The organism is Pseudomonas sp. NFACC46-3 (assembly GCF_900114515.1).
Classification (GTDB): Bacteria; Pseudomonadota; Gammaproteobacteria; order Pseudomonadales; family Pseudomonadaceae; genus Aquipseudomonas; species Aquipseudomonas fluorescens_Q.
In genome coordinates, this window is the sequence record NZ_FOTH01000010.1 from 126,400 (window position 1) to 147,804 (window position 21,405).

The following is a 21,405-nucleotide window of genomic DNA, read 5'->3' on the forward strand; positions in this document are numbered from 1 at the left end:
GGAACGGAACACAATCACCCCAGTGCAATATGCCAAGGCACTGCCTGCAGCCACGGAGTGGCTGTAATGTCGGATCTGGCGCAAGCAAAAGTCCAGAGCGACCTGGACATCGCACCACTGTTGTTGCCCGCACAGGTGTTACGCAACGATGCCGAGGCCATCAAAGCCGCCCATGAACTGGCGCAGGTCGCCCGTCAGCAGGCCGCGCGTCGTGATCAGCAACGCAAGCTGCCCTGGGCAGAAATCGAGCAATTCACCCGCAGCGGACTGGGCAGCATTGCCATTCCCCGGGCATACGGCGGTCCGCAGGTTTCGTTCGTCACCCTGGCCGACGTGTTCGCGATCATTTCCGCCGCTGACCCGGCCCTTGGGCAGATCCCGCAGAACCAGTTCGGCGTGCTCCAGCTGATTCTCGGCACCGGCACCGAACGGCAGAAAAAAATCCTCTTGCAGAGCGTGCTCGAAGGCTGGCGCATCGGCAACGCCGGGCCGGAACGCGGTACTCGCAATACCCTTGAGCTCAAGGCTCGGATCACCACTGACGGTGACGGGTTTGTCATCAATGGTCAGAAGTTCTATTCCACCGGCGCGCTGTTTGCCCATTGGGTCGCGGTCAAGGCGTTGAATGACGAGGGCCGCCAGGTGCTGGCATTCGTACGGCGCGGCACCCCGGGCCTGCGGATCGTCGACGACTGGTCGGGGTTCGGCCAGCGCACCACCGCCAGCGGCACCGTGCTGCTGAACAACGTGCGGGTGGATGCCGAGTTGGTCCTGGATAACTGGCGCATCAACGAAACACCCGGCGTGCAAGGTGCGATTTCCCAACTGATCCAGGCCGCCATCGATGCGGGTATCGCCCGTGGCGCCATCGATGATGCCATCGCTTTTGTGCGTGAACGGGCTCGTCCCTGGATCGACGCCCAGGTCGACCGAGCCAGTGACGACCTCTACGTGATCGCCGACATTGGCAAACTGAAAATCGAACTGCACGCCGCCGAAGCCTTGCTGCGCAAGGCCGGACAGGTGCTGGACCAGGTCAGTGCCGCCCCCATCACGGCGCAATCTGCCGCCCGCGCCTCGATTGCCGTGGCCGAGGCCAAAGTGCTCACCACCGAAATCGCCCTGCACGCCAGCGAAAAACTCTTCGAACTGGCCGGCAGCCGCGCCACCCTCGCCGAATTCAACCTCGATCGCCACTGGCGCAACGCACGGGTCCACACCCTGCACGACCCGGTGCGCTGGAAGTATCACGCGGTAGGCGCCTACCACCTGAACGGCACCTTGCCGGCCCGCCATTCCTGGATCTGACGACCCGACCTCTGGAGCAGTACATGACGCTTTCTCAACACGTCGCGGTGATCACCAGCGATGAACAAGCCCTGATCGTGGCCAGCGACCTGGCCGATGACTTCAAGCGCGACAGCGCCCTGCGCGACCGCGAGCGCCGTTTGCCGTACCCGGAACTGGAGGCCTTCTCCCGCTCGGGCCTGTGGGGTATCAGCGTGCCCACGGCCTATGGCGGTGCCGGTGTGTCCAACGTCACCCTGGCCAAAGTCATTGCGCTGATTTCCCAGGCCGACAGCTCGCTGGGGCAGATTCCACAAAATCATTTCTATGCCCTGGAAGTGCTACGGGTAAACGGCACTGAAGCGCAAAAACAACGCCTCTACGCCGAAGTGCTCGCCGGCCAGCGCTTTGGTAACGCGCTGGCCGAACTTGGCACCAAGACTGCCCATGATCGCATCACCCAACTGCGCCGCGACGGCGAGGGCTATCGCATCAACGGTCGCAAGTTCTACGCTACGGGCGCGATCTACGCCCAGCGCATCCCCACGTCAGTGGTGGACGAAAACGGTGTGCAACAACTGGCGTTCGTGCCTCGCAGCAGCCAAGGCCTGACGGTGATCGACGACTGGAGCGGTTTTGGCCAGCGCACCACGGGCAGTGGTTCGGTGGTGTTCGAAGACGTTTATGTCGCCGCCGCCGACATCGTGCCCTTCCAGAGCGCCTTCGAACGTCCCACACCGGTAGGGCCGCTGGCGCAGATCCTTCACGCCGCTATTGACACCGGCATCGCCCGCGCCGCCTATGAAGACGCCCTGCATTTTGTCCGCAATAAAACCCGCCCCTGGATCGACGCCACCAGCGACGTCGCCACCGAAGACCCGCACACCCTCAAGAGTTTCGGCCAACTGAGCATCCGCCTGCATGCCGCCGAAGCCCTGTTGGAACGCGCCGGTGAATTCCTCGACCGGGCCCAGGCCGACACCCGGGCCGACACGGTCGCCGCCGCCTCGATTGCCGTGGCCGAGGCCCGTGCCATCAGCACCGAAATATCCCTGGCCGCCAGCAGCACGCTGTTCGAATTGGCCGGCAGCCAGGCGACCCTGGCCGAACATGGCCTCGACCGTCACTGGCGCAACGCGCGAGTGCACACCCTGCATGACCCGGTGCGCTGGAAATACCACGCCGTGGGCAACTTCTACCTCAACGATGAAAAACCGCCGCTGCGGGGGACTATCTGATGGCTCCCGGCAAGAAAAAAATCCTGCTCAACGCGTTCAACATGAACTGCATCGGGCACATCAATCACGGCCTCTGGACCCATCCCCAGGACACGTCGACCCAGTTCAACACGATCGAATACTGGACCGCCCTGGCGCAATTGCTCGAACGCGGGTTGTTCGACGGGCTGTTCATCGCCGACATCGTCGGGGTCTATGACGTGTACCAACAGTCGGTGGACGTCACGCTCAAGGAGTCGATCCAACTGCCGGTCAACGACCCGTTGCTGCTGGTCTCGGCAATGGCCGCCGTCACGAAGAACCTCGGCTTCGGCCTCACCGCCAACCTCACCTACGAACCGCCCTACCTGTTCGCCCGCCGCATGAGCACCCTCGACCACCTGAGTCGCGGCCGGGTCGGCTGGAACATCGTCACCGGCTACCTGGACAGCGCCGCCAAGGCCATGGGCCTGACCGCGCAGGTCGAGCATGATCGCCGCTACGACCAGGCCGACGAGTACCTGCAAGTGCTCTACAAACTCTGGGAAGGCAGCTGGGAAAACGACGCGGTACTCAACGATCGCCAGCGGCGGATCTATGCGCAGCCGGAGAAAGTGCACAAGGTCCGGCATCAGGGCGAATTCTATCAGGTCGAGGGTTATCACCTGTGCGAACCGTCGCCCCAACGCACGCCGGTGTTGTTTCAAGCCGGCAGTTCCGAGCGCGGCCTGCTGTTCGCCGGACGGCATGCCGAGTGCGTGTTCATCAGCGGCCAGAACAAATCGGCGACCAAGGCCCAGGTGGACAAGGTCCGCGCCAGCGCCGTAGAGACGGGGCGCAACCCCGGGGACATCAAGGTGTTCATGGGCCTGAACGTGATCGTCGGCGAGACCGAAGCGGCTGCCTGGGCCAAGCATGCCGAGTACCTGAGCTATGCCAGCGCCGAGGCCGGCGTGGCGCATTTTTCCGCGTCAACGGGCATCGATTTTTCCCAGTACGAACTGGACGAACCGATCCAGTACGTCAAGAGCAACGCCATCCAGTCCGCCACCAAGACCTTGCAGAACAACGACTGGACCCGGCGCAAATTGCTCGAACAACACGCCTTGGGCGGTCGCTACATCACGGTGGTCGGCTCGCCCGAACAGGTGGCCGACGAGCTGGAATCCTGGATCGGCGAAACCGGCCTCGATGGTTTCAACCTGACCCGCATCGTCACGCCGCAAAGCTACGTGGACTTCATCGACCTGGTGATTCCCGAACTGCAACGGCGCGGCGCGTACAAGACCGAATACGACAACGGCACCCTGCGGGAAAAGCTGTTTCGCGCGGGGGCTCATCTACCTGGACTACACACCGGCTCAACCTACCGACACTGACCCTGGGACTACCGACACTGACCCTGTGGCGAGGGAGCTTGCTCCCGCTGGTGGGCGAAGCCCGCCCAAAAAGGCGTTGGGGCTACTTCGTAGCCCAGCGGGAGCAAGCTCCCTCGCCACAAAAGCCTGAGACTCATCCATTAATGACTGGAACAACTGACATGACCCAGCAACTCCTGACCCTGCCAGTCAAAGCACTGGCCCTGGCCCTCGGCCTGTTCAGCTCGGCACTGTTTGCCGCCGACGCACCGTTGAAAGTCGGCACCACCGCCGCGTTCGCCATTCCCCTGGAGGCCGCCGTGGAAGAGGCCAGCAAGCAAGGCCTGAAGGTCGAACTGGTGGAGTTCAGCGACTGGATAGCGCCCAACGTCAGCCTGGCCTCCGGCGACATCGACGTGAATTACTTCCAGCACATCCCGTTCCTGGAAAACGCCAAGGCCGCCGCCGGGTTCGATCTGGTGCCCTTTGCGCCGGGGATCATCAACAACGTCGGCCTCTATTCGAAAAAATACAGAAGCTTCGACGAACTCCCGGAAGGCGCCAGCGTCGCCATTGCCAACGACCCGATCAACAGCGGGCGCGGCCTGCAACTGTTGGCCAAGGCCGGGCTGATCAGCCTCAAGCCGGGCGTCGGCTACAAGGCCACCGAAGACGATATCGTCGCCAACCCGAAGAAACTCAAGATCCTGCAGGTCGAAGCCGTGCAACTGGTGCGCGCCTATGAAGACGCCGACCTGGTACAGGGCTACCCGGCCTACATCCGCCTGGCCAAGACCTTCGATGCCAACTCTGCCTTGCTGTTCGACGGCCTCGATCACAAGGAATACGTGATTCAGTTCGTGATCCAGCCCAAGAGCAAGAACGATCCACGGCTGATCAAGTTCGTCGACATCTACCAACATTCGCCAGCCGTGCGCGCCGCCCTGGACAAGGCCCACGGCAAGCTCTACCAACCCGGCTGGGAAAGCTGACATGAACGCCGTCAATGCTCGACTTCGACAAGAAGCCCCCCCGCCCAGAAGCGCCAAACACACCGAACTGCATCCAGAGCTCAACCGCGCCCACGTGCGCTTCATCGGCCTGGGCAAGACCTACAACGGCGCCCAGGGTCCGGTGGCCGCGCTGCAAGGCATCGACCTGGCGATCCAGCGCGGCGAAGTGTTCGGCATCATCGGCCGCAGCGGCGCTGGCAAATCGTCACTGATCCGCACCATCAACCGCCTCGAACAACCCACCAGTGGCCGGGTGTTGATCGATCAGATAGACATCGGCGAGTTCGATGAAGACAGCCTGGTGGAACTGCGCCGGCGCATCGGCATGATCTTCCAGCACTTCAACCTGATGTCGGCCAAGACCGTGTGGCAGAACGTCGAGCTGCCGCTGAAAGTCGCCGGCGTGCCCAAGGAGGAGCGCCAGCAGAAAGTTCGTGAGCTGTTGGAGCTGGTGGGTTTGCAGGGCAAGCACAAGGCCTACCCGGCGCAACTCTCGGGCGGACAGAAGCAGCGCGTCGGGATCGCCCGGGCGCTGGTCCATGATCCGCAGATCCTGCTCTGCGACGAGGCTACCTCGGCCCTGGACCCGGAAACCACTCAATCGATCCTCGGTTTGCTGCGTGAGATCAATCAGCGACTGGGCCTGACCATCGTGTTGATCACCCATGAAATGGCGGTGATTCGCGAGGTGTGTGACCGCGTGGTGGTCCTCGAGCAAGGTCGGATTGTCGAGCAGGGTCCGGTCTGGGAAGTGTTCGGTAACCCGCAACACGACGTCAGTCGAACACTGCTGGCCCCCCTGCAACACGCCATACCTGAAGAACTGCAAAGCCGCTTGCAGGCCCTGCCAGCATCGGCGGATGCCGCTACCGTGCTGCGCCTGCAATTCACCGGCATCGGGCGGGACGAACCGGACCTCGCGGCCTTGTTCAACGCCCTGGATGGTCGGGTTCGGCTACTGCACGGCGGCATCGAACGGATCCAAGGCCACGGGCTGGGACAATTACTGCTGGCGGTGAGTGGCTCGTCATGGAGCGCCGAAGAGCTGCGCCAACGTGCAGGCAATTGGGCGCAACAGGTGGAGGTGCTGGGCTATGTGGTTTGATCGGTTATTGCAGGGCTTCATCGACACCTTCCTGATGGTCGGCGTGTCGTCGTTGATCGCGTTGCTGGCGGGCATTCCGCTGGCGGTGATTCTGGTCACCAGTGACAAGGGTGGGATCTATGAAGCGCCCGCCCTGAACCGCGTCCTGGGCGCGTTCGTGAACCTGTTCCGCTCGATACCGTTCCTGATCCTGATGGTGGCGCTGATTCCGTTCACGCGGCTGATCGTCGGCACCACCTACGGCGTCTGGGCGGCGGTGGTTCCCCTGACCATCGCCGCCACCCCGTTCTTCGCCCGCATCGCCGAAGTCAGTTTGCGGGAGGTCGACCATGGCCTGATCGAAGCGGCCCAGGCCATGGGGTGCCGACGCTGGCACATTGTCTGGCATGTGCTGCTGCCCGAAGCACGGCCGGGCATCGTCGGCGGTTTTACCATCACACTGGTGACCATGATCAACTCCTCGGCGATGGCCGGGGCAATCGGCGCTGGCGGCCTGGGGGACATCGCCTACCGGTATGGTTACCAGCGTTTCGACAGCCAGATCATGCTCACGGTGATCGTGTTGCTGGTGGCATTGGTGGCGTTGATTCAACTCGGTGGGGATCGGTTGGCGCGGGGCTTGAACAAGCGCTGACCTGAGCGATCAATGATCTTGCGGTATAGTCGGCTCACGCTCCCCCACTCCAAGCCAGCGACCATGAAACACACCCCCGACGACCTGCAAACCATCACCGCCACGACCCTGGGCCATTACAACGCGGTCGCCGACAGCTTTCGCGAAGGCACCCGTGATCACGACGTCAGCCAGAATATCGACGCGTTGCTGCGGCATATTCAGGCCCAGGCACCGTTGCACATCCTGGACTTCGGCTGCGGCCCCGGACGAGACCTGCGCACGTTCACCGCCATGGGCCATGTGGCGGTGGGCCTCGATGGCTCAGCGGAATTTGCCCGGATGGCGCGCCAGGACAGCGGGTGCGAAGTGTGGCAACAGGACTTTTTGAAACTCGACCTGCCGGCTGAACGCTTCGACGGGATCTTTGCCAACGCCGTGCTGTTTCATATCCCGGTCCAGGAACTGCCTCGGGTGCTGAAACAACTGCATGCCACGCTCAAGCCCGGCGGCGTGCTGTTCAGCTCCAACCCACGGGGCGAAAACCAGGAGGGCTGGAACGGCCAGCGCTTCGGCGCTTATCACGACCTCGCGGCCTGGCGCACGCTGCTCGGCGACGCAGGCTTCGTGGAACTGGAGCATTACTACCGACCGGCTGGGCTGCCGCGCGAGCAACAGCCTTGGTTGGCAAGTGTCTGGCGCAAGTCTTGAGGACAGGCCTGTTTGGACAGGGTGAGCGGTAACCATGTCCCCCGGTCCAAACAAGAACCCAGTGGCGAGGGAGCTTGCTCCCGCTCGGCGGCGCAGCCGTCGTAAAACCGGCTGACACGGTCTGCCTGGAGTTTTGCGTTATCCCGATTGGGGCTGCTTCAGCCCAGCGGGAGCAAGCTCCCTCGCCACAAAGTGTCGCGTTGAATCCAAGCCTCAATTGTTTTCCGCTGGCTGTTTTTCCAACCACTTCTGCGACAACCGCTCCAGCCTTCCATCCTCCTTGATACGTGTCAGGGCGTTGTCCAGGCTGGCCTTGAACGCCGGGTTGCCCTTCTGGAACGGAATCACCAGGCTCGGCGCCGGGTCGCTCTTTTTTTCGGGCTGGAACGACTGCGCCATGACCAGCGGGCGTGGCGTCTGCTCCTTGCTCGCCAGCAATTGTGCATCCGGCTGACTGTAAACGGCGCTGGTGTCGAAACGTTCCACCAGTTCCGGGGTCATTGCTATGTGGTTGATGGCGACGTCGTACTTGCCGCTCTCCACCCCGCTCATCAGGTCCCCGGCATCAGTGACCACGAAGTCGGGGCGTACATCGAGCTCACTGGCAAGCATTTCGCCCAGCTCCACTTCGAAACCAGTGAGTTTGCCGTCTTCCTTGAAGTTGAAGGGCGCGGCGTTGGCCTCAAGGGCAATGCGCAGTTCGCCACGGTCATTGATGTCATCGATCAGTTCGGCATGAGCCAGGGGACTCAAAAGGGGTAGCAGGCAGATCAGGCCAGGCAGAAAGCGCATGGTCACTCCTTTGTATTTATACAAGCGACGCTCGTTTCAGGCTCGCTTTGCTATGGTTGTTGCAGGCTTCGACAACGATTGGTCATGAAGTTGTCATGGCCAGGCGGATTTCATGGAAAAATTGGAGAAAAAAATGAAAAGCTTTATGTCTCGTGCCGCGTTGGCCGGCCTGTTGCTGAGTACTTCGATGCTGGCGACTGCCGCAACCCCCGCTCCCAAAGGCGCAGAGGTATTCATCGTTTCCCCGCAAGACGGCGCCACCGTTGCCCAGGAATTCAAGGTCAAGTTCGGCGTCAAGGACATCGCCCTGGCTCCGGCGGGTGATGTGACCAAAAACACCGGGCATCATCATCTGCTGATCGATGTCGACAAACTGCCCGCCGAAGGCGCACCGATTCCGACCGACGCCAACCACATGCACTTCGGCAAAGCGCAGACCGAAGCCACCATCAAGCTGGCCCCGGGCAAACATACCTTGCAGCTGATATTGGGTGACAGCGGCCATATGCCGTTCCATCCGACGATCGTGTCCAAGAAGATCACCGTCACCGTGAAGTAACGCAGGCAAAAAAACGGGAGCCCCTTACGAAGCTCCCGTTCTTTATTGCAAGCCAAACCTCAACTTGCCGTCCAACCTTCTTAGAACAACACCCGGCAACGAATGGTGCCGTTGATGTGCTGCAGCTTCTCTTGCGCCAGGTCCGAGTATTCGGCGTCGACGTCGATCACGACGTAGCCGACTTTCTCGTTGGTCTGCAGGAACTGACCGGAAATGTTGATGCCGTTTTCGGCGAAGACCTTGTTGATCTCGCTCATCACACCCGGGATGTTCTCGTGGATGTGCAACAGGCGATGCTTGCCAGGGTGTGCCGGCAGAGCCACTTCCGGGAAGTTCACGGACGATACCGACGTACCGTTGTCGCTGTACTTGACCAGTTTTTCCGCCACTTCCAGACCGATGTTGGCCTGGGCTTCAGCGGTGGAACCGCCGATGTGCGGGGTCAGGATCACGTTGTCCAGGCCACGCAGCGGGCTTTCGAAGATGTCGTCGTTGGAGCGCGGCTCCACCGGGAACACGTCGATGGCGGCGCCGATCAGGTGCTTGTCCTTGATCGCGTCGGCCAGGGCATCGAGCTTGACCACGGTGCCACGCGCGGCGTTGATCAGGATCCCGCCCTTCTTGATGGCACGGATTTCCTTCTCGCCGATCATCCACTGGGTGGCAGCGGTTTCCGGCACGTGCAGGGTCACGATGTCGGACATGCCCAGCAACTCGTGCAGGTTGTTGACCTGGGTGGCGTTGCCCAAGGGCAGTTTGGTCACGGTGTCGTAGAAGAACACCTGCATGCCAAGGCCTTCAGCCAGTACCGACAACTGGGTGCCGATCGAGCCGTAACCGACGATACCCAGCTTCTTGCCGCGGATTTCGAAGGAGTTGGCCGCACTCTTGATCCAGCCGCCACGGTGGCAGGAAGCGTTCTTCTCAGGGATGCCGCGCAGCAGCAGGATCGCTTCGGCCAACACCAGTTCGGCAACGGAACGGGTGTTGGAGTACGGCGCGTTGAACACCGCGATGCCGCGCTCGCGCGCCGCATTGAGGTCAACCTGGTTGGTGCCGATGCAGAAGCAGCCGACCGCCACCAGTTTCTTGGCGTGGTCGAAGATCTCTTCGGTCAATTGAGTACGGGAGCGAATGCCGATGAAGTGAGCATCGGCGATCTTTTCCTTGAGCTGGGCTTCCGGCAGAGAACTGGTGATGTACTCGATGCTGGTGTAGCCCGCCGACTTGAGGACGTCGACAGCCGATTGGTGGACGCCTTCGAGAAGAAGGAACTTGATCTTGCTCTTATCGAGAGAAGTCTTGCTCATCTGCGTAAACCTGTGTCCCGGAGAAAAATGGCAGGGAATCGGACAGCGCATGCTGGCCCGACCGGCGTGACAGCCGTCGCCGCAGAACAGCCGTTGGGCACTACGCTGCGGGGTCGGTATGCTAGCATATGCACCCCGCTAAACACTCATTCCTGCGACGTGAAGCGTTCTCAGGATGACCATGAATTGTTCGAGAGTTCTGTCGATGACCAATCCTGCCCTGATAGATGAGCTGAAGACCCTGGTTGAGCCTGGCAAGGTCCTGACCGATGCCGACTCCCTGAACGCTTACGGCAAGGATTGGACCAAGCATTTCGCCCCGGCGCCCACGGCCATCGTCTTTCCCAAGACCACCGAGCAGGTCCAGGCCATCGTGCGCTGGGCCAATGAACACAAGGTCGCGCTGGTGCCGTCGGGCGGGCGTACCGGGCTTTCCGCCGCCGCCGTGGCGGCCAACGGCGAAGTGGTCGTGTCATTCGACTACATGAACCAGGTGCTCGACGTGAACCTCACCGACCGCACCGCGGTCTGCCAGCCTGGCGTGGTCACCGAACAACTGCAGAACAAGGCCGAAGAACATGGCCTGTACTATCCGGTAGACTTCGCTTCCGCCGGTTCCAGCCAGATTGGCGGCAACATCGGAACCAATGCCGGCGGGATCAAGGTCATTCGCTACGGCATGACCCGCAACTGGGTGGCGGGCATGAAGGTCGTCACCGGCAAGGGTGACCTGCTGGAGCTGAACAAGGACCTGATCAAGAACGCCACCGGCTATGACTTGCGGCAGCTGTTCATCGGCGCCGAAGGCACCCTGGGCTTCGTGGTCGAGGCCACCATGCGCCTGGACCGTGCGCCGAAAAACCTCACCGCCATGGTGCTCGGCACGCCGGACTTCGATTCGATCATGCCGGTGCTGCACGCCTTCCAGGGCAAGCTGGACCTGACCGCCTTCGAATTTTTCTCCGACAAGGCCCTGGCCAAGGTCCTCGCTCGCGGCGACGTGCCAGCACCGTTCGAAACCGAGTGCCCGTTCTACGCCCTGCTGGAATTCGAAGCCACCACTGAAGAAGTCGCCAATCACGCCCTGGAAACCTTCGAGCATTGCGTGGAGCAAGGCTGGGTGCTGGACGGCGTGATGAGCCAGAGCGAAACCCAACTGCAGAACCTGTGGAAGCTGCGCGAATACATTTCCGAAACCATCTCCCACTGGACGCCGTACAAGAACGACATCTCGGTGACCGTCTCCAAGGTTCCGGGTTTCTTGCGGGAAATCGACGCGATCGTCGGCGAACACTACCCGGACTTCGAAATCGTCTGGTTTGGCCACATCGGCGACGGCAACCTGCACCTGAACATCCTCAAGCCGGAAAACCTGAGCAAGGATGAGTTCTTCGCCAAGTGCGCGACCGTGAACAAATGGGTCTTTGAGACCGTCGAGAAGTACAACGGCTCGATTTCCGCCGAACACGGCGTGGGCATGACCAAGCGCGACTACCTGACCTATAGTCGTTCACCTGTGGAAATCGAGTACATGAAAGCGGTGAAGGCGGTATTCGACCCGAACGGCATCATGAACCCGGGCAAGATTTTCGCGATTTGACGCCTAAAAACACCTGATGAATCCCAGAAGCAGGAGCCGGTAATGAGCTATCAGCACCAGTATGTCGACGGTACACGTATTCATTTTCCGGTAGGGAAAGTGGTGTGCATTGGCCGCAACTACGCCGAACATGCAAAGGAACTGGATAACCCGGTACCCACCGAACCCTTGCTGTTCATCAAGCCGGGCAGTTGCGTGGTGCCGCTGGAAGGTGGTTTCAGCATTCCTGCCGACCGTGGCTCGGTGCACTACGAGGCGGAAATCGCCGTGCTGATCGGCAAGCCGCTGTCCACCAAGCCCAGCGCTGAAGAAGTACTGGACGCGATCTCCGGCTTCGCCCCGGCCCTGGACCTGACCCTGCGGGACAAGCAGGCCGAGCTCAAGGCCAAGGGCCTGCCGTGGGAAGTGGCCAAGTCCTTCGACGGCGCGGCGGTGCTCGCACCGTTCGTGTCGAACGGCACCTTTGCCGACCTGACCGACATCCCCGTTCGCCTGACCATCAACGGTGAAGTGCGCCAGGACGGTAATAGCAGCCTGATGCTCAATCCCATTGTGCCGATGATCCAATACATGGCCGGCTGCTTCTCGTTGCAGGCCGGCGACGTGATCCTCACCGGCACCCCGGCAGGCGTCGGGCCGCTGAATGCAGGCGATGAACTGGTACTGGAGTTGCCGGGAGCGAGCCGCTTCGAAAGCAGCGTTCGCTAACTCGGTTTTGTGACCGCTAGAGATCATGTGGGAGCTGGCTTGCTCGCGAAGGCGGTATAACGGTCGGCATAAAGATGTTGCACCTGATGGCCCCTTCGCGAGCAAGCCCGCTCCCACAGGCATCCAGCTTTCCCGAGCCCAAGGTTTTACCGTTTTTTCACATGCCATCCGGATAATTCCGGGGAATGCGGCATCTGAGCCAGCCACTCCCCTAGCCGAATTTTCTGGAACGCATTCCCCGATGGCCAAAACCCAAGCACTGTTTGCCGCCAAACCCGCCCGCCGCTCCCGCTTCGCCCTGCCCTGGTATGCCTGGTCGCTGCTGGCAGTGGCCGCAGCCTATGGCCTGGCGTTTGCGATGCATTGGGACGACCGCGGCCTGCTTTGGCTATCGGAACACTTCCAGAGCCCAGCCGAGCGCCAGGCGAGCATCTGGTTGCCGGACTACCATGCCGTGATCGACGCCAAGCCGCTACCCGGCTTGGAGAAGGACGAGGCGTCCGATGTGACCTACAACCCGCAGACCAAGACACTGTTCGCCGTCATGGGCAAGAACCCGTTCCTGGTGGAGCTGACCCTGCAAGGCGATGTGCTGCGCAAGATGCCGTTGGTGGGCTGGAGCAACCCCGAGGGCGTGACTTATATGGAAGACGGCCTGCTGGCTATCACCGACGAACGAAGTCACACGTTGACCATCGTCCACGTTGGTGCCGACACCCGCGAATTGAACAACGCCGATTTCCCCCACTACGATCTCGGCCCATCCAAGAACAAGAACAAAGGGTTCGAAGCGATCGCCTGGGACCCGCGCAACCAGCAACTGGTACTCGGGGAGGAACGCCCGCCGGCGCTGTTCACCTGGAAAAGCGATGGTAGCCAATTGCTCAAGGGCAACAAGCAAATCCATGTCAGCAATGAACTGGACCTGCGCAACCTCTCGGCTCTGGCGATCGATCCGCGCACCGGTCACATGCTGGTGCTTTCGGCCGACTCCCATCTGCTGCTGGAACTGGACGAAAAAGGCGAGCAGGTCAGCTTCATGACCTTGCTGGGCGGCTTCAACGGCCTGAAAGACACAATCCCTCGTGCCGAAGGCATCACCGTCGATGAGGCCGGCAATCTGTACATGGTCAGCGAACCGAATCTGTTCTATCGCTTCGAAAAACAGCGCTGACAGCACTAACTCTGTAGGATAAATCCTCCTTTGTTGTAGGGTGTGGCACACAGCCATTAAGCTTCAGTTCAGGCAACCGTGGTATTTCCAGGCACCTGTTCTTATCCGAGCCCACCCCAACATGCGTCGACTCGCCCGCCCCAAACCCTTGATCCTGATACTGCTGACGCTGGCGCTGATCTTCCTGATCGCCGCCGGCCAGCATCTGCGCCTGTTCGAACGCGCCTGGTTCAACCTCAACACCCTCTGGCGAACCCCCAGCGAACAGGCCATCGCCCTGGACCAATACCGAGTCACGCTCGAGGCGCAGGCGATCGACGGCCTGGACGATGACGTTTCAGCGCTGACGTTCGATCCGATCCGCAAGAGCCTGTTCACCGTCACCAATAAAAATGCCGAGCTGGTCGAGTTATCGCTGGACGGCAAGATTTTGCGGCGCATCGCCCTGATCGGCTTTGGCGATCCGGAGGCGGTGGAGTTCATCAGCGAAGACATCTACGTCATCACCGACGAGCGTCAGCAGCGCCTGATCAAGATTCACCTGGAAGAGGACACCCAATTCATCGACGCCGCCGAAGCCGAACAGATAACCCTGGGCGTGCACATGAGCGGCAACAAGGGGTTCGAAGGGCTGGCCTACGATTCGGTAGGCAAACGCCTGTTCGTGGCGAAGGAACGCGACCCGATGCTGATTTATGAAGTGCATGGGTTTCCCCATCACAATCCGGAAAAATCCTATGCCGTCCATGTGATCAACAACCCCAAGCGCGATGCCGGGCTGTTCGTACGCGACCTCTCAAGCCTGCAATACGACGAACGCAGCGGCCACTTACTGGCGCTGTCCGAGGAGTCGCGGCTGATTATCGAATTGGATATTGACGGCCGGCCGCTGAGCACGCTGTCGTTGAGCAAGGGCCGCCACGGCTTGCAAAAAACCGTGCCCCAGGCCGAGGGCCTCGCCATGGACGACGATGGCAACCTGTATCTGGTGAGCGAGCCGAATCTGTTCTACGTATTCAAGAAGCCGCAGCCTGATTGAACAGATAGGAAAAGATCCCGCGGCAAGGCCACCCGATCACTCAAGACCGACCTGAATCATTGTGGCGAGGGAGCTTGCTCCCGCTTGAGTGCGAAGCGCTCACCGCTTTTTTGGGGCCGCTTCGCGCCCCAGCGGGAGCAAGCTCCCTCGCCACAAAAGCATCCCGGTCGACCAACCGATTTGCGCTTGAAACTGACACTGATTCGAGGCATTCCCTTGACCCGCGCCGTGCCCAATTCCCGTGGCGAGGGAGCTTGCTCCCGCTGGGCCGCGCAGCGGCCCTAAAACCCGGCAACGCTGTGGATCAGGTTGATTGGGTGGGCTTGAGAGGGGGCTGCTACGCAACCCAGCGGGAGCAAGCTCCCTCGCCACAGTCACAACAGCGGATCAAGCCTTGAGGGTCTTCACCCCTTCAGGGGTCCCCAGCAGCAGCACATCAGCAGGACGCGCAGCGAACAAACCGTTGGTGACCACGCCCACGATGGCGTTGATCTGGCTTTCCAGTTCCACCGGGTTAGTGATCTGCAGGTTGTGTACGTCGAGGATGATGTTGCCGTTATCGGTCAGCACGCCTTCGCGATACACCGGGTCACCACCCAGTTTCACCAGTTCGCGGGCCACATGACTGCGGGCCATCGGGATGACTTCCACGGGCAACGGGAACGCGCCCAGCACCGGCACCAGCTTGCTGGCGTCGGCAATGCAGATGAAGGTCTTGGCCACGGCCGCGACGATCTTCTCGCGAGTCAGGGCCGCGCCGCCGCCCTTGATCAGGTTCAGGTGCGCGTCGCTTTCATCGGCGCCGTCGATATAGAACTCCAGGTCGCTCACGGTGTTGAGCTCGTACACCGGAATCCCGTGGCCCTTGAGGCGCGCGGCGGTGGCTTCGGAGCTGGCGACCGCGCCGTCGAACGCACCCTTGTGTTGCGCCAGCGCGTCGATGAAGCAATTGGCCGTAGAGCCGGTGCCAACCCCGACAATGCTCTTGTCATCCAGCTTCGGGAGGATGAGGTCGACGGCGGCCTGGGCCACGGCCTGTTTGAGTTGATCCTGGGTCATGCGGGCTCCGAAAGCGGGCAGGAAGTAAAGAGGGGCGCGAGTATAACCCAACAAAACCTTGGGATTCGTGTGGTCGCCCAGCTAAAAGCCGGGTTAGACTCCTTGGCCCTGCCCAACCCGCTCAGTGATGCTTTCCGATGCTTGAACAGTACGTCAAAAAGATCCTCACCTCGCGCGTTTACGACGTTGCCGTAGAAACCCCGCTGCAGTCCGCTCGCCAGCTCTCCGAGCGGCTGGGCAACAGCATCTTGCTCAAGCGCGAAGACTTGCAGCCGGTGTTCTCGTTCAAGATTCGCGGGGCCTACAACAAGCTGACCCAGCTCAGCGACGAAGAGCGCGCACGCGGCGTGGTCACCGCTTCGGCAGGCAACCATGCCCAGGGCCTGGCCCTGGCGGCCAAGGTACTGGGGGTCAAGGCCACCATCGTGATGCCCAAGACCACCCCGGAAATCAAGGTCGAAGGCGTGCGCTCACGTGGCGGCAAGGTGGTGCTGCACGGTGACTCGTTCCCCGAAGCCCTGGCCTACTCGCTGAAACTGGTCGACGAAAAAGGCTACGTCTACATCCACCCGTATGACGATCCCCACACCATTGCCGGGCAGGGCACCGTGGCGATGGAAATCCTGCGCCAGCACCCGGGGCGCCTGGATGCGATCTTCGTCCCGGTGGGCGGTGGCGGGCTGATTGCCGGGATCGCGGCCTACGTGAAATACCTGCGCCCGGACATCAAGATCATCGGCGTCGAGCCGGACGACTCCAATTGCCTGCAAGCGGCCATGGCCGCTGGCGAGCGCGTGGTCCTGCCGACCGTGGGGCTGTTCGCCGACGGCGTCGCCGTGGCACAGATCGGCCAGCACACCTTCGACATCTGCAAGCATTACGTGGACGAAGTGATCACCGTCAGCACCGACGAGATCTGCGCTGCGATCAAGGATATCTACGACGATACCCGCTCGATCACCGAACCTGCCGGCGCGTTGGGTGTGGCCGGGATCAAGAAGTACGTCGAGTCGCGCGGCATCAGCGGCCAGACCCTGGTGGCCATCGACTCCGGCGCCAACGTCAACTTCGACCGCTTGCGCCACGTTGCCGAACGCGCCGAACTGGGCGAGGGCCGCGAAGCGATCATCGCCGTGACCATCCCCGAGCAGCCGGGCAGCTTCAAGGCGTTCTGTGAAGCCGTCGGCAAGCGCCAGATCACCGAATTCAACTATCGCTACAACACCGGCAGTGAGGCGCACATCTTCGTTGGCGTGCAGACCCACCCGGAAAACGACCCGCGCAGCGCGCTGATCGCCAGCCTGACCGAACAAGGCTTCCCGGTGCTGGACCTGACCGACAATGAACTGGCCAAGCTGCACATTCGCCACATGGTCGGCGGGCATGCGGCCCATGTCATCGACGAAGTGGTGCTGCGCTTCGAATTCCCGGAACGCCCGGGTGCGCTGTTCAACTTCCTCAACAAGCTGGGCGGACGCTGGAACATCTCGATGTTCCACTACCGCAACCATGGCGCGGCGGATGGCCGTGTGGTCGCCGGGCTACAGGTGCCGCACGACGAGCGCCACCTGGTGCCGGCCGCCCTGGAAGAAATCGGCTACCCGTACTGGGATGAAAGCGATAATCCGGCGTATCAGCTGTTCTTGGGGTGAACCTTGTGGCGAGGGAGCTTGCTCCCGCTTGAGTGCGAAGCGCTCACTGCTTTTTTTGGGGCCGCTTCGCGACCCAGCGGGAGCAAGCTCCCTCGCCACAGGGGGGTCTAAGCTGTGCTGGACAAGTCATAAGGAAATCGAACCATGGAAACGTTGACCCTCCTGAAAATCGCCCACGTCGTGGCCACGGTTCTGCTGTTGGCGGGCGCCCTCGGGCTGGCCCTCTGGGTCTGGCGCACGCGCCGCAACGGCGATGCCACGGCGGCGGCACGCACGCTGCAACGTCCGCGACTGTTCGTCTGGCTGGTGATGATCCTGGCATTGGCAAGCCTGCCGTTCACGGGCTGGTGGATGGTGCATCAGGTTGGCTGGTCGCTGGGGCAGACCTGGTTGCTGGCTTCCAGCGTGCTCTACACCGTGGCGGCGCTGGCGGGGTTCTGGTTGGTGGTGCGACTGAACAAATTGCGCAAGACGCCGGGAGGTAGCGGGAAGTTTACCTTTGCCTTGGCGCTGTTCAGTGTTGCCTGCTTTATTGCCATTGCGGGGTTGATGGGCGCCAAGCCGGTTTGAGGCGTTAGACCGCGCCGGCTTGCTCGCGATAGCTGTTTCAGCCACGCAGACTGATCACCGGCCAACCCCGCTTGTGGGCCTCCGCCCGAAGATTCGGATCCGGATCCACCGCCACCGGATGCGTCACCACCTCCAGCAGCGCCAGGTCGTTCATCGAATCGCTGTAGAAATAGCTGCCGTCGAGCGAATGCCCGGTCTCTTCCAGCCAACGGTTCAGCCGGGTCACCTTGCCCTCGCGAAAGCACGGGACATCCGTGCTGCGCCCGCTGTAGCGCCCGTCGATCATCTCGCACTCGGTGGCGATCAGGGTTTCGACGCCCAGGCGCTCGGCAATCGGCCCGGTGACAAAGCGGTTGGTGGCGGTGATGATCACCAGCTTGTCGCCAGCGTCACGGTGTTTTTCCAGCAATTCGATGGCCTGGGGCAACACGATCGGCTCGATGCAGTCGCGCATGTAGTCCAGGTGCCATTGGGCCAGCACGTCCATTTCGGTACGACCGAGGATTTCCAGGCAAAAATTCAGGTACTCGGCGTTGTCGAGCTTGCCGGCCAGGTAATCCTGGTAGAACGCGTCGTTGCGTGCCTTGTATGTGACAGCGTCCAGGAAACCGCGCTCGCACAGGTAATCGCCCCACGCGTGGTCGCTGTCGCCGCCCAGCAATGTGTTATCCAAGTCGAATAAAGCCAGCCGCATTGCAGTTACTCGCTGAAAAATCTGAAGAAAGGCGTCCAGAATACGGACTTTTCACAAGAGTGCACATAAGCTAGGCGGGCTCGTTGCTGCTTTCACAACCTTTGTGGAACAATGCGGCGACATGCGTTTGCGAGGTTGTTGCCGTGATCGACCCCGATGGTTTCCGCCCCAATGTGGGGATCATTCTTACGAATGATGCAGGGCAGGTGCTATGGGCTCGCCGTATCAATCAAGACGCCTGGCAGTTTCCTCAGGGCGGGATCAACCCCCAGGAGACGCCGGAAGAGGCCTTGTACCGCGAGTTGAACGAAGAAGTGGGGCTTGAGCGAGAAGATGTCGAAATACTCGCCTGCACCCGCGGCTGGTTGCGCTATCGTTTGCCGCAACGCCTGGTCAGGACGCACAGCCAACCGCTGTGCATCGGCCAGAAGCAGAAATGGTTTCTCCTGCGCCTGATCTCCAACGAGCAGCGGGTGCGGATGGATTTGACCGGTAAACCGGAGTTCGATGGCTGGCGCTGGGTCAGCTATTGGTATCCGTTGGGCCAGGTGGTGACATTCAAGCGCGAAGTGTACCGACGCGCTCTCAAAGAGCTTGCCCCGCGCCTGCTGACGCGCGACTGACGACGGAGTTCGACCCCGAGCCATGCTCAATACGCTGCGCAAGATCGTCCAGGAAGTTAACTCCGCCAAGGATCTCAAGGCGGCGTTGGGGATTATTGTATTGCGTGTCAAAGAGGCCATGGGCAGCCAGGTCTGCTCGGTCTACCTGCTGGATCCCGAGACCAATCGTTTCGTGTTGATGGCCACCGAGGGCTTGAACAAGCGCTCCATCGGCAAAGTCAGCATGGCCCCCAATGAAGGCCTGGTCGGTCTGGTCGGCACACGCGAAGAACCCCTGAACCTCGAAAACGCCGCGGATCACCCGCGCTACCGCTACTTCGCCGAAACCGGCGAAGAACGCTACGCCTCGTTCCTCGGGGCACCGATCATCCACCACCGCCGCGTTGTCGGCGTGTTGGTCATCCAGCAAAAAGAACGCCGCCAGTTCGATGAGGGTGAAGAAGCCTTCCTCGTGACCATGAGCGCGCAACTGGCCGGCGTTATCGCCCACGCCGAGGCCACCGGCTCGATCAGCGGCCTGGGGCGCCAGGGCAAGGGCATCCAGGAAGCCAAGTTCGTCGGCGTGCCGGGTTCACCGGGCGCGGCGGTGGGTACGGCGGTGGTCATGTTGCCACCCGCCGACCTGGACGTGGTGCCGGACAAGGCCATCACCGATATCGACGCCGAGCTGGGCTTGTTCAAGACCGCCATCGAAGGCGTACGCGCCGACATGCGCGCCCTGTCGGCCAAGCTGGCAACGCAGCTGCGCCCTGAAGAGCGCGCGCTGTTCGACGTTTACCTGATGATGCTCGACGATGCCTCCCTGGGCAGCGAAGTGACCACCGTCATCAAGACCGGCCAGTGGGCCCAGGGCGCACTGCGCCAGGTGGTGACCGACCACGTCAACCGCTTCGAACTGATGGACGACGCCTACCTGCGCGAGCGGGCCTCGGACGTCAAGGACCTTGGCCGCCGGTTGCTGGCCTACTTGCAGCAAGAGCGCCAGCAGACCCTGGTCTACCCCGACAACACCATCCTGGTCAGTGAAGAACTCACGCCGGCCATGCTCGGCGAAGTGCCCGAAGGCAAACTGGCGGGACTGGTCTCGGTACTGGGTTCGGGCAACTCCCACGTAGCGATCCTGGCCCGGGCCATGGGCATCCCGACGGTGATGGGCCTGGTGGACCTGCCGTACTCCAAGGTCGACGGCATCCAGATGATCGTCGATGGCTACCACGGCGAGGTCTACACCAACCCCAGCGACGTGCTGCGCAAGCAGTTTGCCGATGTGGTGGAGGAAGAAAAGCAACTGTCCCTGGGACTGGATGCGCTGCGGGACCTGCCGTGCGTGACGCTCGACGGCCACCGCATGCCACTGTGGGTAAACACCGGCCTGCTGGCCGACGTGGCCCGGGCGCAGAAACGTGGCGCCGAGGGCGTGGGCCTGTACCGCACTGAAGTGCCGTTCATGATCAACCAGCGCTTCCCCAGCGAAAAGGAACAGCTGGCGATCTACCGCGAACAACTGGCCGCGTTCCACCCGCAACCGGTGACCATGCGCAGCCTGGACATTGGCGGCGACAAGTCCCTGTCCTACTTCCCGATCAAGGAAGACAACCCGTTCCTCGGCTGGCGCGGGATTCGCGTGACCCTCGACCACCCGGAAATCTTCCTGGTCCAGGCCCGTGCCATGCTCAAGGCCAGCGAAGGCCTGAACAACCTGCGCATCCTGTTGCCGATGATCTCCGGCACCCATGAACTGGAAGAAGCCCTGCACCTGATCCACCGGGCCTGGGGCGAAGTGCGCGACGAAGGCACCGACGTGCCGATGCCGCCGATTGGCGTGATGATCGAGATTCCGGCAGCGGTGTACCAGACCAAGGAATTGGCGCGACAGGTGGACTTCCTGTCGGTGGGCTCCAACGACCTGACCCAGTACCTGCTGGCCGTGGACCGCAACAACCCACGGGTCGCGGATCTGTACGACTACCTTCACCCGGCGGTGCTGCAAGCCTTGCAGAACGTGGTACGTGACGCCCATGCCGAAGGCAAGCCAGTGAGCATCTGCGGCGAAATGGCCGGCGACCCGGCCGCCGCAGTGCTGCTGATGGCGATGGGCTTCGACAGCTTGTCGATGAACGCCACCAACCTGCCGAAAGTGAAGTGGATGCTGCGCCAGATCAACCTCAGCAAGGCCCAGGAATTGCTCGCGGAGGTGATGACCATCGACAACCCGCAAGTGATCCACAGCTCCTTGCAACTGGCGCTGAAGAACCTTGGGTTGGCGCGGATGATCAATCCGGCTTCGAACAAGACGCTCTGACGAGCATTGGAGTGTGTGG

The 21,405-nt window shown here is 61.5% G+C and carries 20 protein-coding genes; 16 read left to right on the forward strand and 4 right to left on the reverse strand.

The genetic code is table 11. The annotated features are described in order from the left end of the window. The first annotated feature begins 66 nt into the window (after positions 1 to 66). The 7 genes from BM300_RS13045 (at position 67) to BM300_RS13075 (ending at position 7,304) form a co-directional block, all read left to right on the forward strand. Positions 67 to 1,308 carry an SfnB family sulfur acquisition oxidoreductase gene (locus tag BM300_RS13045; RefSeq protein ID WP_092222226.1) on the forward strand — a complete coding sequence of 414 codons (1,242 nt, stop codon included), beginning with the start codon at positions 67 to 69 and terminating at the stop codon, positions 1,306 to 1,308. 23 nt (positions 1,309 to 1,331) lie between these two features. After that, entirely contained in the window at positions 1,332 to 2,525 is a 1,194-nt protein-coding gene (locus tag BM300_RS13050; RefSeq protein ID WP_092463073.1) for an SfnB family sulfur acquisition oxidoreductase, read from the forward strand. Then, positions 2,525 to 3,883, forward strand: coding sequence for an LLM class flavin-dependent oxidoreductase (locus BM300_RS13055; protein WP_092463075.1), 1,359 nt, complete (start codon positions 2,525 to 2,527; stop codon positions 3,881 to 3,883). Before BM300_RS13050 ends, BM300_RS13055 begins: the two co-directional genes overlap by 1 nt. Positions 3,884 to 4,044: 161 nt before the next feature. Next, on the forward strand, positions 4,045 to 4,854 hold the full coding sequence (locus BM300_RS13060) for a MetQ/NlpA family ABC transporter substrate-binding protein (protein WP_092463077.1): 810 nt from the start codon (positions 4,045 to 4,047) through the stop codon (positions 4,852 to 4,854). 1 nt (position 4,855) lies between these two features. After that, positions 4,856 to 5,980 carry a methionine ABC transporter ATP-binding protein gene (locus BM300_RS13065; protein WP_092463079.1) on the forward strand — a complete coding sequence of 375 codons (1,125 nt, stop codon included), beginning with the start codon at positions 4,856 to 4,858 and terminating at the stop codon, positions 5,978 to 5,980. Beyond that, complete coding sequence (locus BM300_RS13070; protein WP_092146587.1) at positions 5,970 to 6,614, forward strand: methionine ABC transporter permease; 645 nt, start codon at positions 5,970 to 5,972, stop codon at positions 6,612 to 6,614. Before BM300_RS13065 ends, BM300_RS13070 begins: the two co-directional genes overlap by 11 nt. Before the next feature lie 63 nt (positions 6,615 to 6,677). After that, positions 6,678 to 7,304 (forward strand): class I SAM-dependent methyltransferase, encoded by a 627-nt coding sequence (locus BM300_RS13075; RefSeq protein ID WP_063323438.1) that lies wholly within the window; start codon positions 6,678 to 6,680, stop codon positions 7,302 to 7,304. Between the two features lie 213 nt (positions 7,305 to 7,517). Here the strand turns inward: BM300_RS13075 and BM300_RS13080 are convergent, their stop codons facing one another. Continuing rightward, positions 7,518 to 8,096 carry a transporter substrate-binding domain-containing protein gene (locus BM300_RS13080; RefSeq protein ID WP_092146591.1) on the reverse strand — a complete coding sequence of 193 codons (579 nt, stop codon included), beginning with the start codon at positions 8,094 to 8,096 and terminating at the stop codon, positions 7,518 to 7,520. 133 nt (positions 8,097 to 8,229) lie between these two features. Between BM300_RS13080 and BM300_RS13085 the strand changes: the two genes are divergently transcribed. Then, positions 8,230 to 8,655 carry a DUF4399 domain-containing protein gene (locus BM300_RS13085; RefSeq protein ID WP_092146644.1) on the forward strand — a complete coding sequence of 142 codons (426 nt, stop codon included), beginning with the start codon at positions 8,230 to 8,232 and terminating at the stop codon, positions 8,653 to 8,655. 80 nt (positions 8,656 to 8,735) lie between these two features. Here BM300_RS13085 and serA read toward each other — a convergent pair whose 3' ends face one another. Then, positions 8,736 to 9,965 (reverse strand): phosphoglycerate dehydrogenase, encoded by a 1,230-nt coding sequence (serA, locus tag BM300_RS13090; RefSeq protein WP_003186856.1) that lies wholly within the window; start codon positions 9,963 to 9,965, stop codon positions 8,736 to 8,738. A gap of 205 nt (positions 9,966 to 10,170) precedes the next feature. Here serA and BM300_RS13100 point away from each other — a divergent pair, with 205 nt between their 5' ends. The 4 genes from BM300_RS13100 (at position 10,171) to BM300_RS13115 (ending at position 14,486) form a co-directional block, all read left to right on the forward strand. Then, on the forward strand, positions 10,171 to 11,565 hold the full coding sequence (locus BM300_RS13100) for an FAD-binding oxidoreductase (RefSeq protein ID WP_063323440.1): 1,395 nt from the start codon (positions 10,171 to 10,173) through the stop codon (positions 11,563 to 11,565). 42 nt (positions 11,566 to 11,607) lie between these two features. Further along, positions 11,608 to 12,273 (forward strand): fumarylacetoacetate hydrolase family protein, encoded by a 666-nt coding sequence (locus BM300_RS13105; protein WP_063323441.1) that lies wholly within the window; start codon positions 11,608 to 11,610, stop codon positions 12,271 to 12,273. 241 nt (positions 12,274 to 12,514) lie between these two features. Beyond that, positions 12,515 to 13,447: an SdiA-regulated domain-containing protein gene (locus BM300_RS13110; RefSeq protein WP_092146593.1), complete on the forward strand. Its 933-nt coding sequence runs from the start codon at positions 12,515 to 12,517 to the stop codon at positions 13,445 to 13,447. A 121-nt stretch (positions 13,448 to 13,568) separates the two neighbouring features. Next, entirely contained in the window at positions 13,569 to 14,486 is a 918-nt protein-coding gene (locus BM300_RS13115) for an SdiA-regulated domain-containing protein (protein ID WP_092146595.1), read from the forward strand. A 387-nt stretch (positions 14,487 to 14,873) separates the two neighbouring features. Here BM300_RS13115 and rpiA read toward each other — a convergent pair whose 3' ends face one another. Continuing rightward, positions 14,874 to 15,545 carry a ribose-5-phosphate isomerase RpiA gene (gene rpiA / locus BM300_RS13120; RefSeq protein WP_063323444.1) on the reverse strand — a complete coding sequence of 224 codons (672 nt, stop codon included), beginning with the start codon at positions 15,543 to 15,545 and terminating at the stop codon, positions 14,874 to 14,876. A gap of 137 nt (positions 15,546 to 15,682) precedes the next feature. On the opposite strand from rpiA, the gene ilvA reads away from it, so the two are divergent. Together ilvA and BM300_RS13130 are read left to right on the forward strand one after the other, a co-directional pair. Then, the gene (gene ilvA, locus BM300_RS13125) at positions 15,683 to 17,197 is read left to right on the forward strand and encodes a threonine ammonia-lyase, biosynthetic (protein ID WP_063323445.1); all 1,515 of its coding nucleotides are present in this window, start codon (positions 15,683 to 15,685) and stop codon (positions 17,195 to 17,197) included. Positions 17,198 to 17,341: 144 nt separating this feature from the next. Beyond that, the gene (locus BM300_RS13130; RefSeq protein ID WP_092146597.1) at positions 17,342 to 17,767 is read left to right on the forward strand and encodes a DUF2269 family protein; all 426 of its coding nucleotides are present in this window, start codon (positions 17,342 to 17,344) and stop codon (positions 17,765 to 17,767) included. A 37-nt stretch (positions 17,768 to 17,804) separates the two neighbouring features. Here the strand turns inward: BM300_RS13130 and BM300_RS13135 are convergent, their stop codons facing one another. Further along, positions 17,805 to 18,461: a histidinol-phosphatase gene (locus BM300_RS13135; protein ID WP_063323447.1), complete on the reverse strand. Its 657-nt coding sequence runs from the start codon at positions 18,459 to 18,461 to the stop codon at positions 17,805 to 17,807. 143 nt (positions 18,462 to 18,604) lie between these two features. On the opposite strand from BM300_RS13135, the gene BM300_RS13140 reads away from it, so the two are divergent. Then, positions 18,605 to 19,084, forward strand: coding sequence for an RNA pyrophosphohydrolase (locus tag BM300_RS13140; RefSeq protein ID WP_003186867.1), 480 nt, complete (start codon positions 18,605 to 18,607; stop codon positions 19,082 to 19,084). A 22-nt stretch (positions 19,085 to 19,106) separates the two neighbouring features. Next, positions 19,107 to 21,386 carry a phosphoenolpyruvate--protein phosphotransferase gene (ptsP, locus tag BM300_RS13145; RefSeq protein WP_063323448.1) on the forward strand — a complete coding sequence of 760 codons (2,280 nt, stop codon included), beginning with the start codon at positions 19,107 to 19,109 and terminating at the stop codon, positions 21,384 to 21,386. Positions 21,387 to 21,405: the final 19 nt, after the last annotated feature.

Excerpts from the sequence above, each read along its gene's own strand:
- BM300_RS13045 (WP_092222226.1), top strand. The coding sequence starts at position 67 with ATGTCGGATCTGGCGCAAGCAAAAGTCCAGAGCGACCTGGACATCGCA.
- BM300_RS13050 (WP_092463073.1), top strand. The coding sequence starts at position 1,332 with ATGACGCTTTCTCAACACGTCGCGGTGATCACCAGCGATGAACAAGCC.
- BM300_RS13055 (WP_092463075.1), top strand. The coding sequence starts at position 2,525 with ATGGCTCCCGGCAAGAAAAAAATCCTGCTCAACGCGTTCAACATGAAC.
- BM300_RS13060 (WP_092463077.1), top strand. The coding sequence starts at position 4,045 with ATGACCCAGCAACTCCTGACCCTGCCAGTCAAAGCACTGGCCCTGGCC.
- BM300_RS13065 (WP_092463079.1), top strand. The coding sequence starts at position 4,856 with ATGAACGCCGTCAATGCTCGACTTCGACAAGAAGCCCCCCCGCCCAGA.
- BM300_RS13070 (WP_092146587.1), top strand. The coding sequence starts at position 5,970 with ATGTGGTTTGATCGGTTATTGCAGGGCTTCATCGACACCTTCCTGATG.
- BM300_RS13075 (WP_063323438.1), top strand. The coding sequence starts at position 6,678 with ATGAAACACACCCCCGACGACCTGCAAACCATCACCGCCACGACCCTG.
- BM300_RS13080 (WP_092146591.1), bottom strand. The coding sequence starts at position 8,096 with ATGCGCTTTCTGCCTGGCCTGATCTGCCTGCTACCCCTTTTGAGTCCC.
- BM300_RS13085 (WP_092146644.1), top strand. The coding sequence starts at position 8,230 with ATGAAAAGCTTTATGTCTCGTGCCGCGTTGGCCGGCCTGTTGCTGAGT.
- serA (WP_003186856.1), bottom strand. The coding sequence starts at position 9,965 with ATGAGCAAGACTTCTCTCGATAAGAGCAAGATCAAGTTCCTTCTTCTC.
- BM300_RS13100 (WP_063323440.1), top strand. The coding sequence starts at position 10,171 with ATGACCAATCCTGCCCTGATAGATGAGCTGAAGACCCTGGTTGAGCCT.
- BM300_RS13105 (WP_063323441.1), top strand. The coding sequence starts at position 11,608 with ATGAGCTATCAGCACCAGTATGTCGACGGTACACGTATTCATTTTCCG.
- BM300_RS13110 (WP_092146593.1), top strand. The coding sequence starts at position 12,515 with ATGGCCAAAACCCAAGCACTGTTTGCCGCCAAACCCGCCCGCCGCTCC.
- BM300_RS13115 (WP_092146595.1), top strand. The coding sequence starts at position 13,569 with ATGCGTCGACTCGCCCGCCCCAAACCCTTGATCCTGATACTGCTGACG.
- rpiA (WP_063323444.1), bottom strand. The coding sequence starts at position 15,545 with ATGACCCAGGATCAACTCAAACAGGCCGTGGCCCAGGCCGCCGTCGAC.
- ilvA (WP_063323445.1), top strand. The coding sequence starts at position 15,683 with ATGCTTGAACAGTACGTCAAAAAGATCCTCACCTCGCGCGTTTACGAC.
- BM300_RS13130 (WP_092146597.1), top strand. The coding sequence starts at position 17,342 with ATGGAAACGTTGACCCTCCTGAAAATCGCCCACGTCGTGGCCACGGTT.
- BM300_RS13135 (WP_063323447.1), bottom strand. The coding sequence starts at position 18,461 with ATGCGGCTGGCTTTATTCGACTTGGATAACACATTGCTGGGCGGCGAC.
- ptsP (WP_063323448.1), top strand. The coding sequence starts at position 19,107 with ATGCTCAATACGCTGCGCAAGATCGTCCAGGAAGTTAACTCCGCCAAG.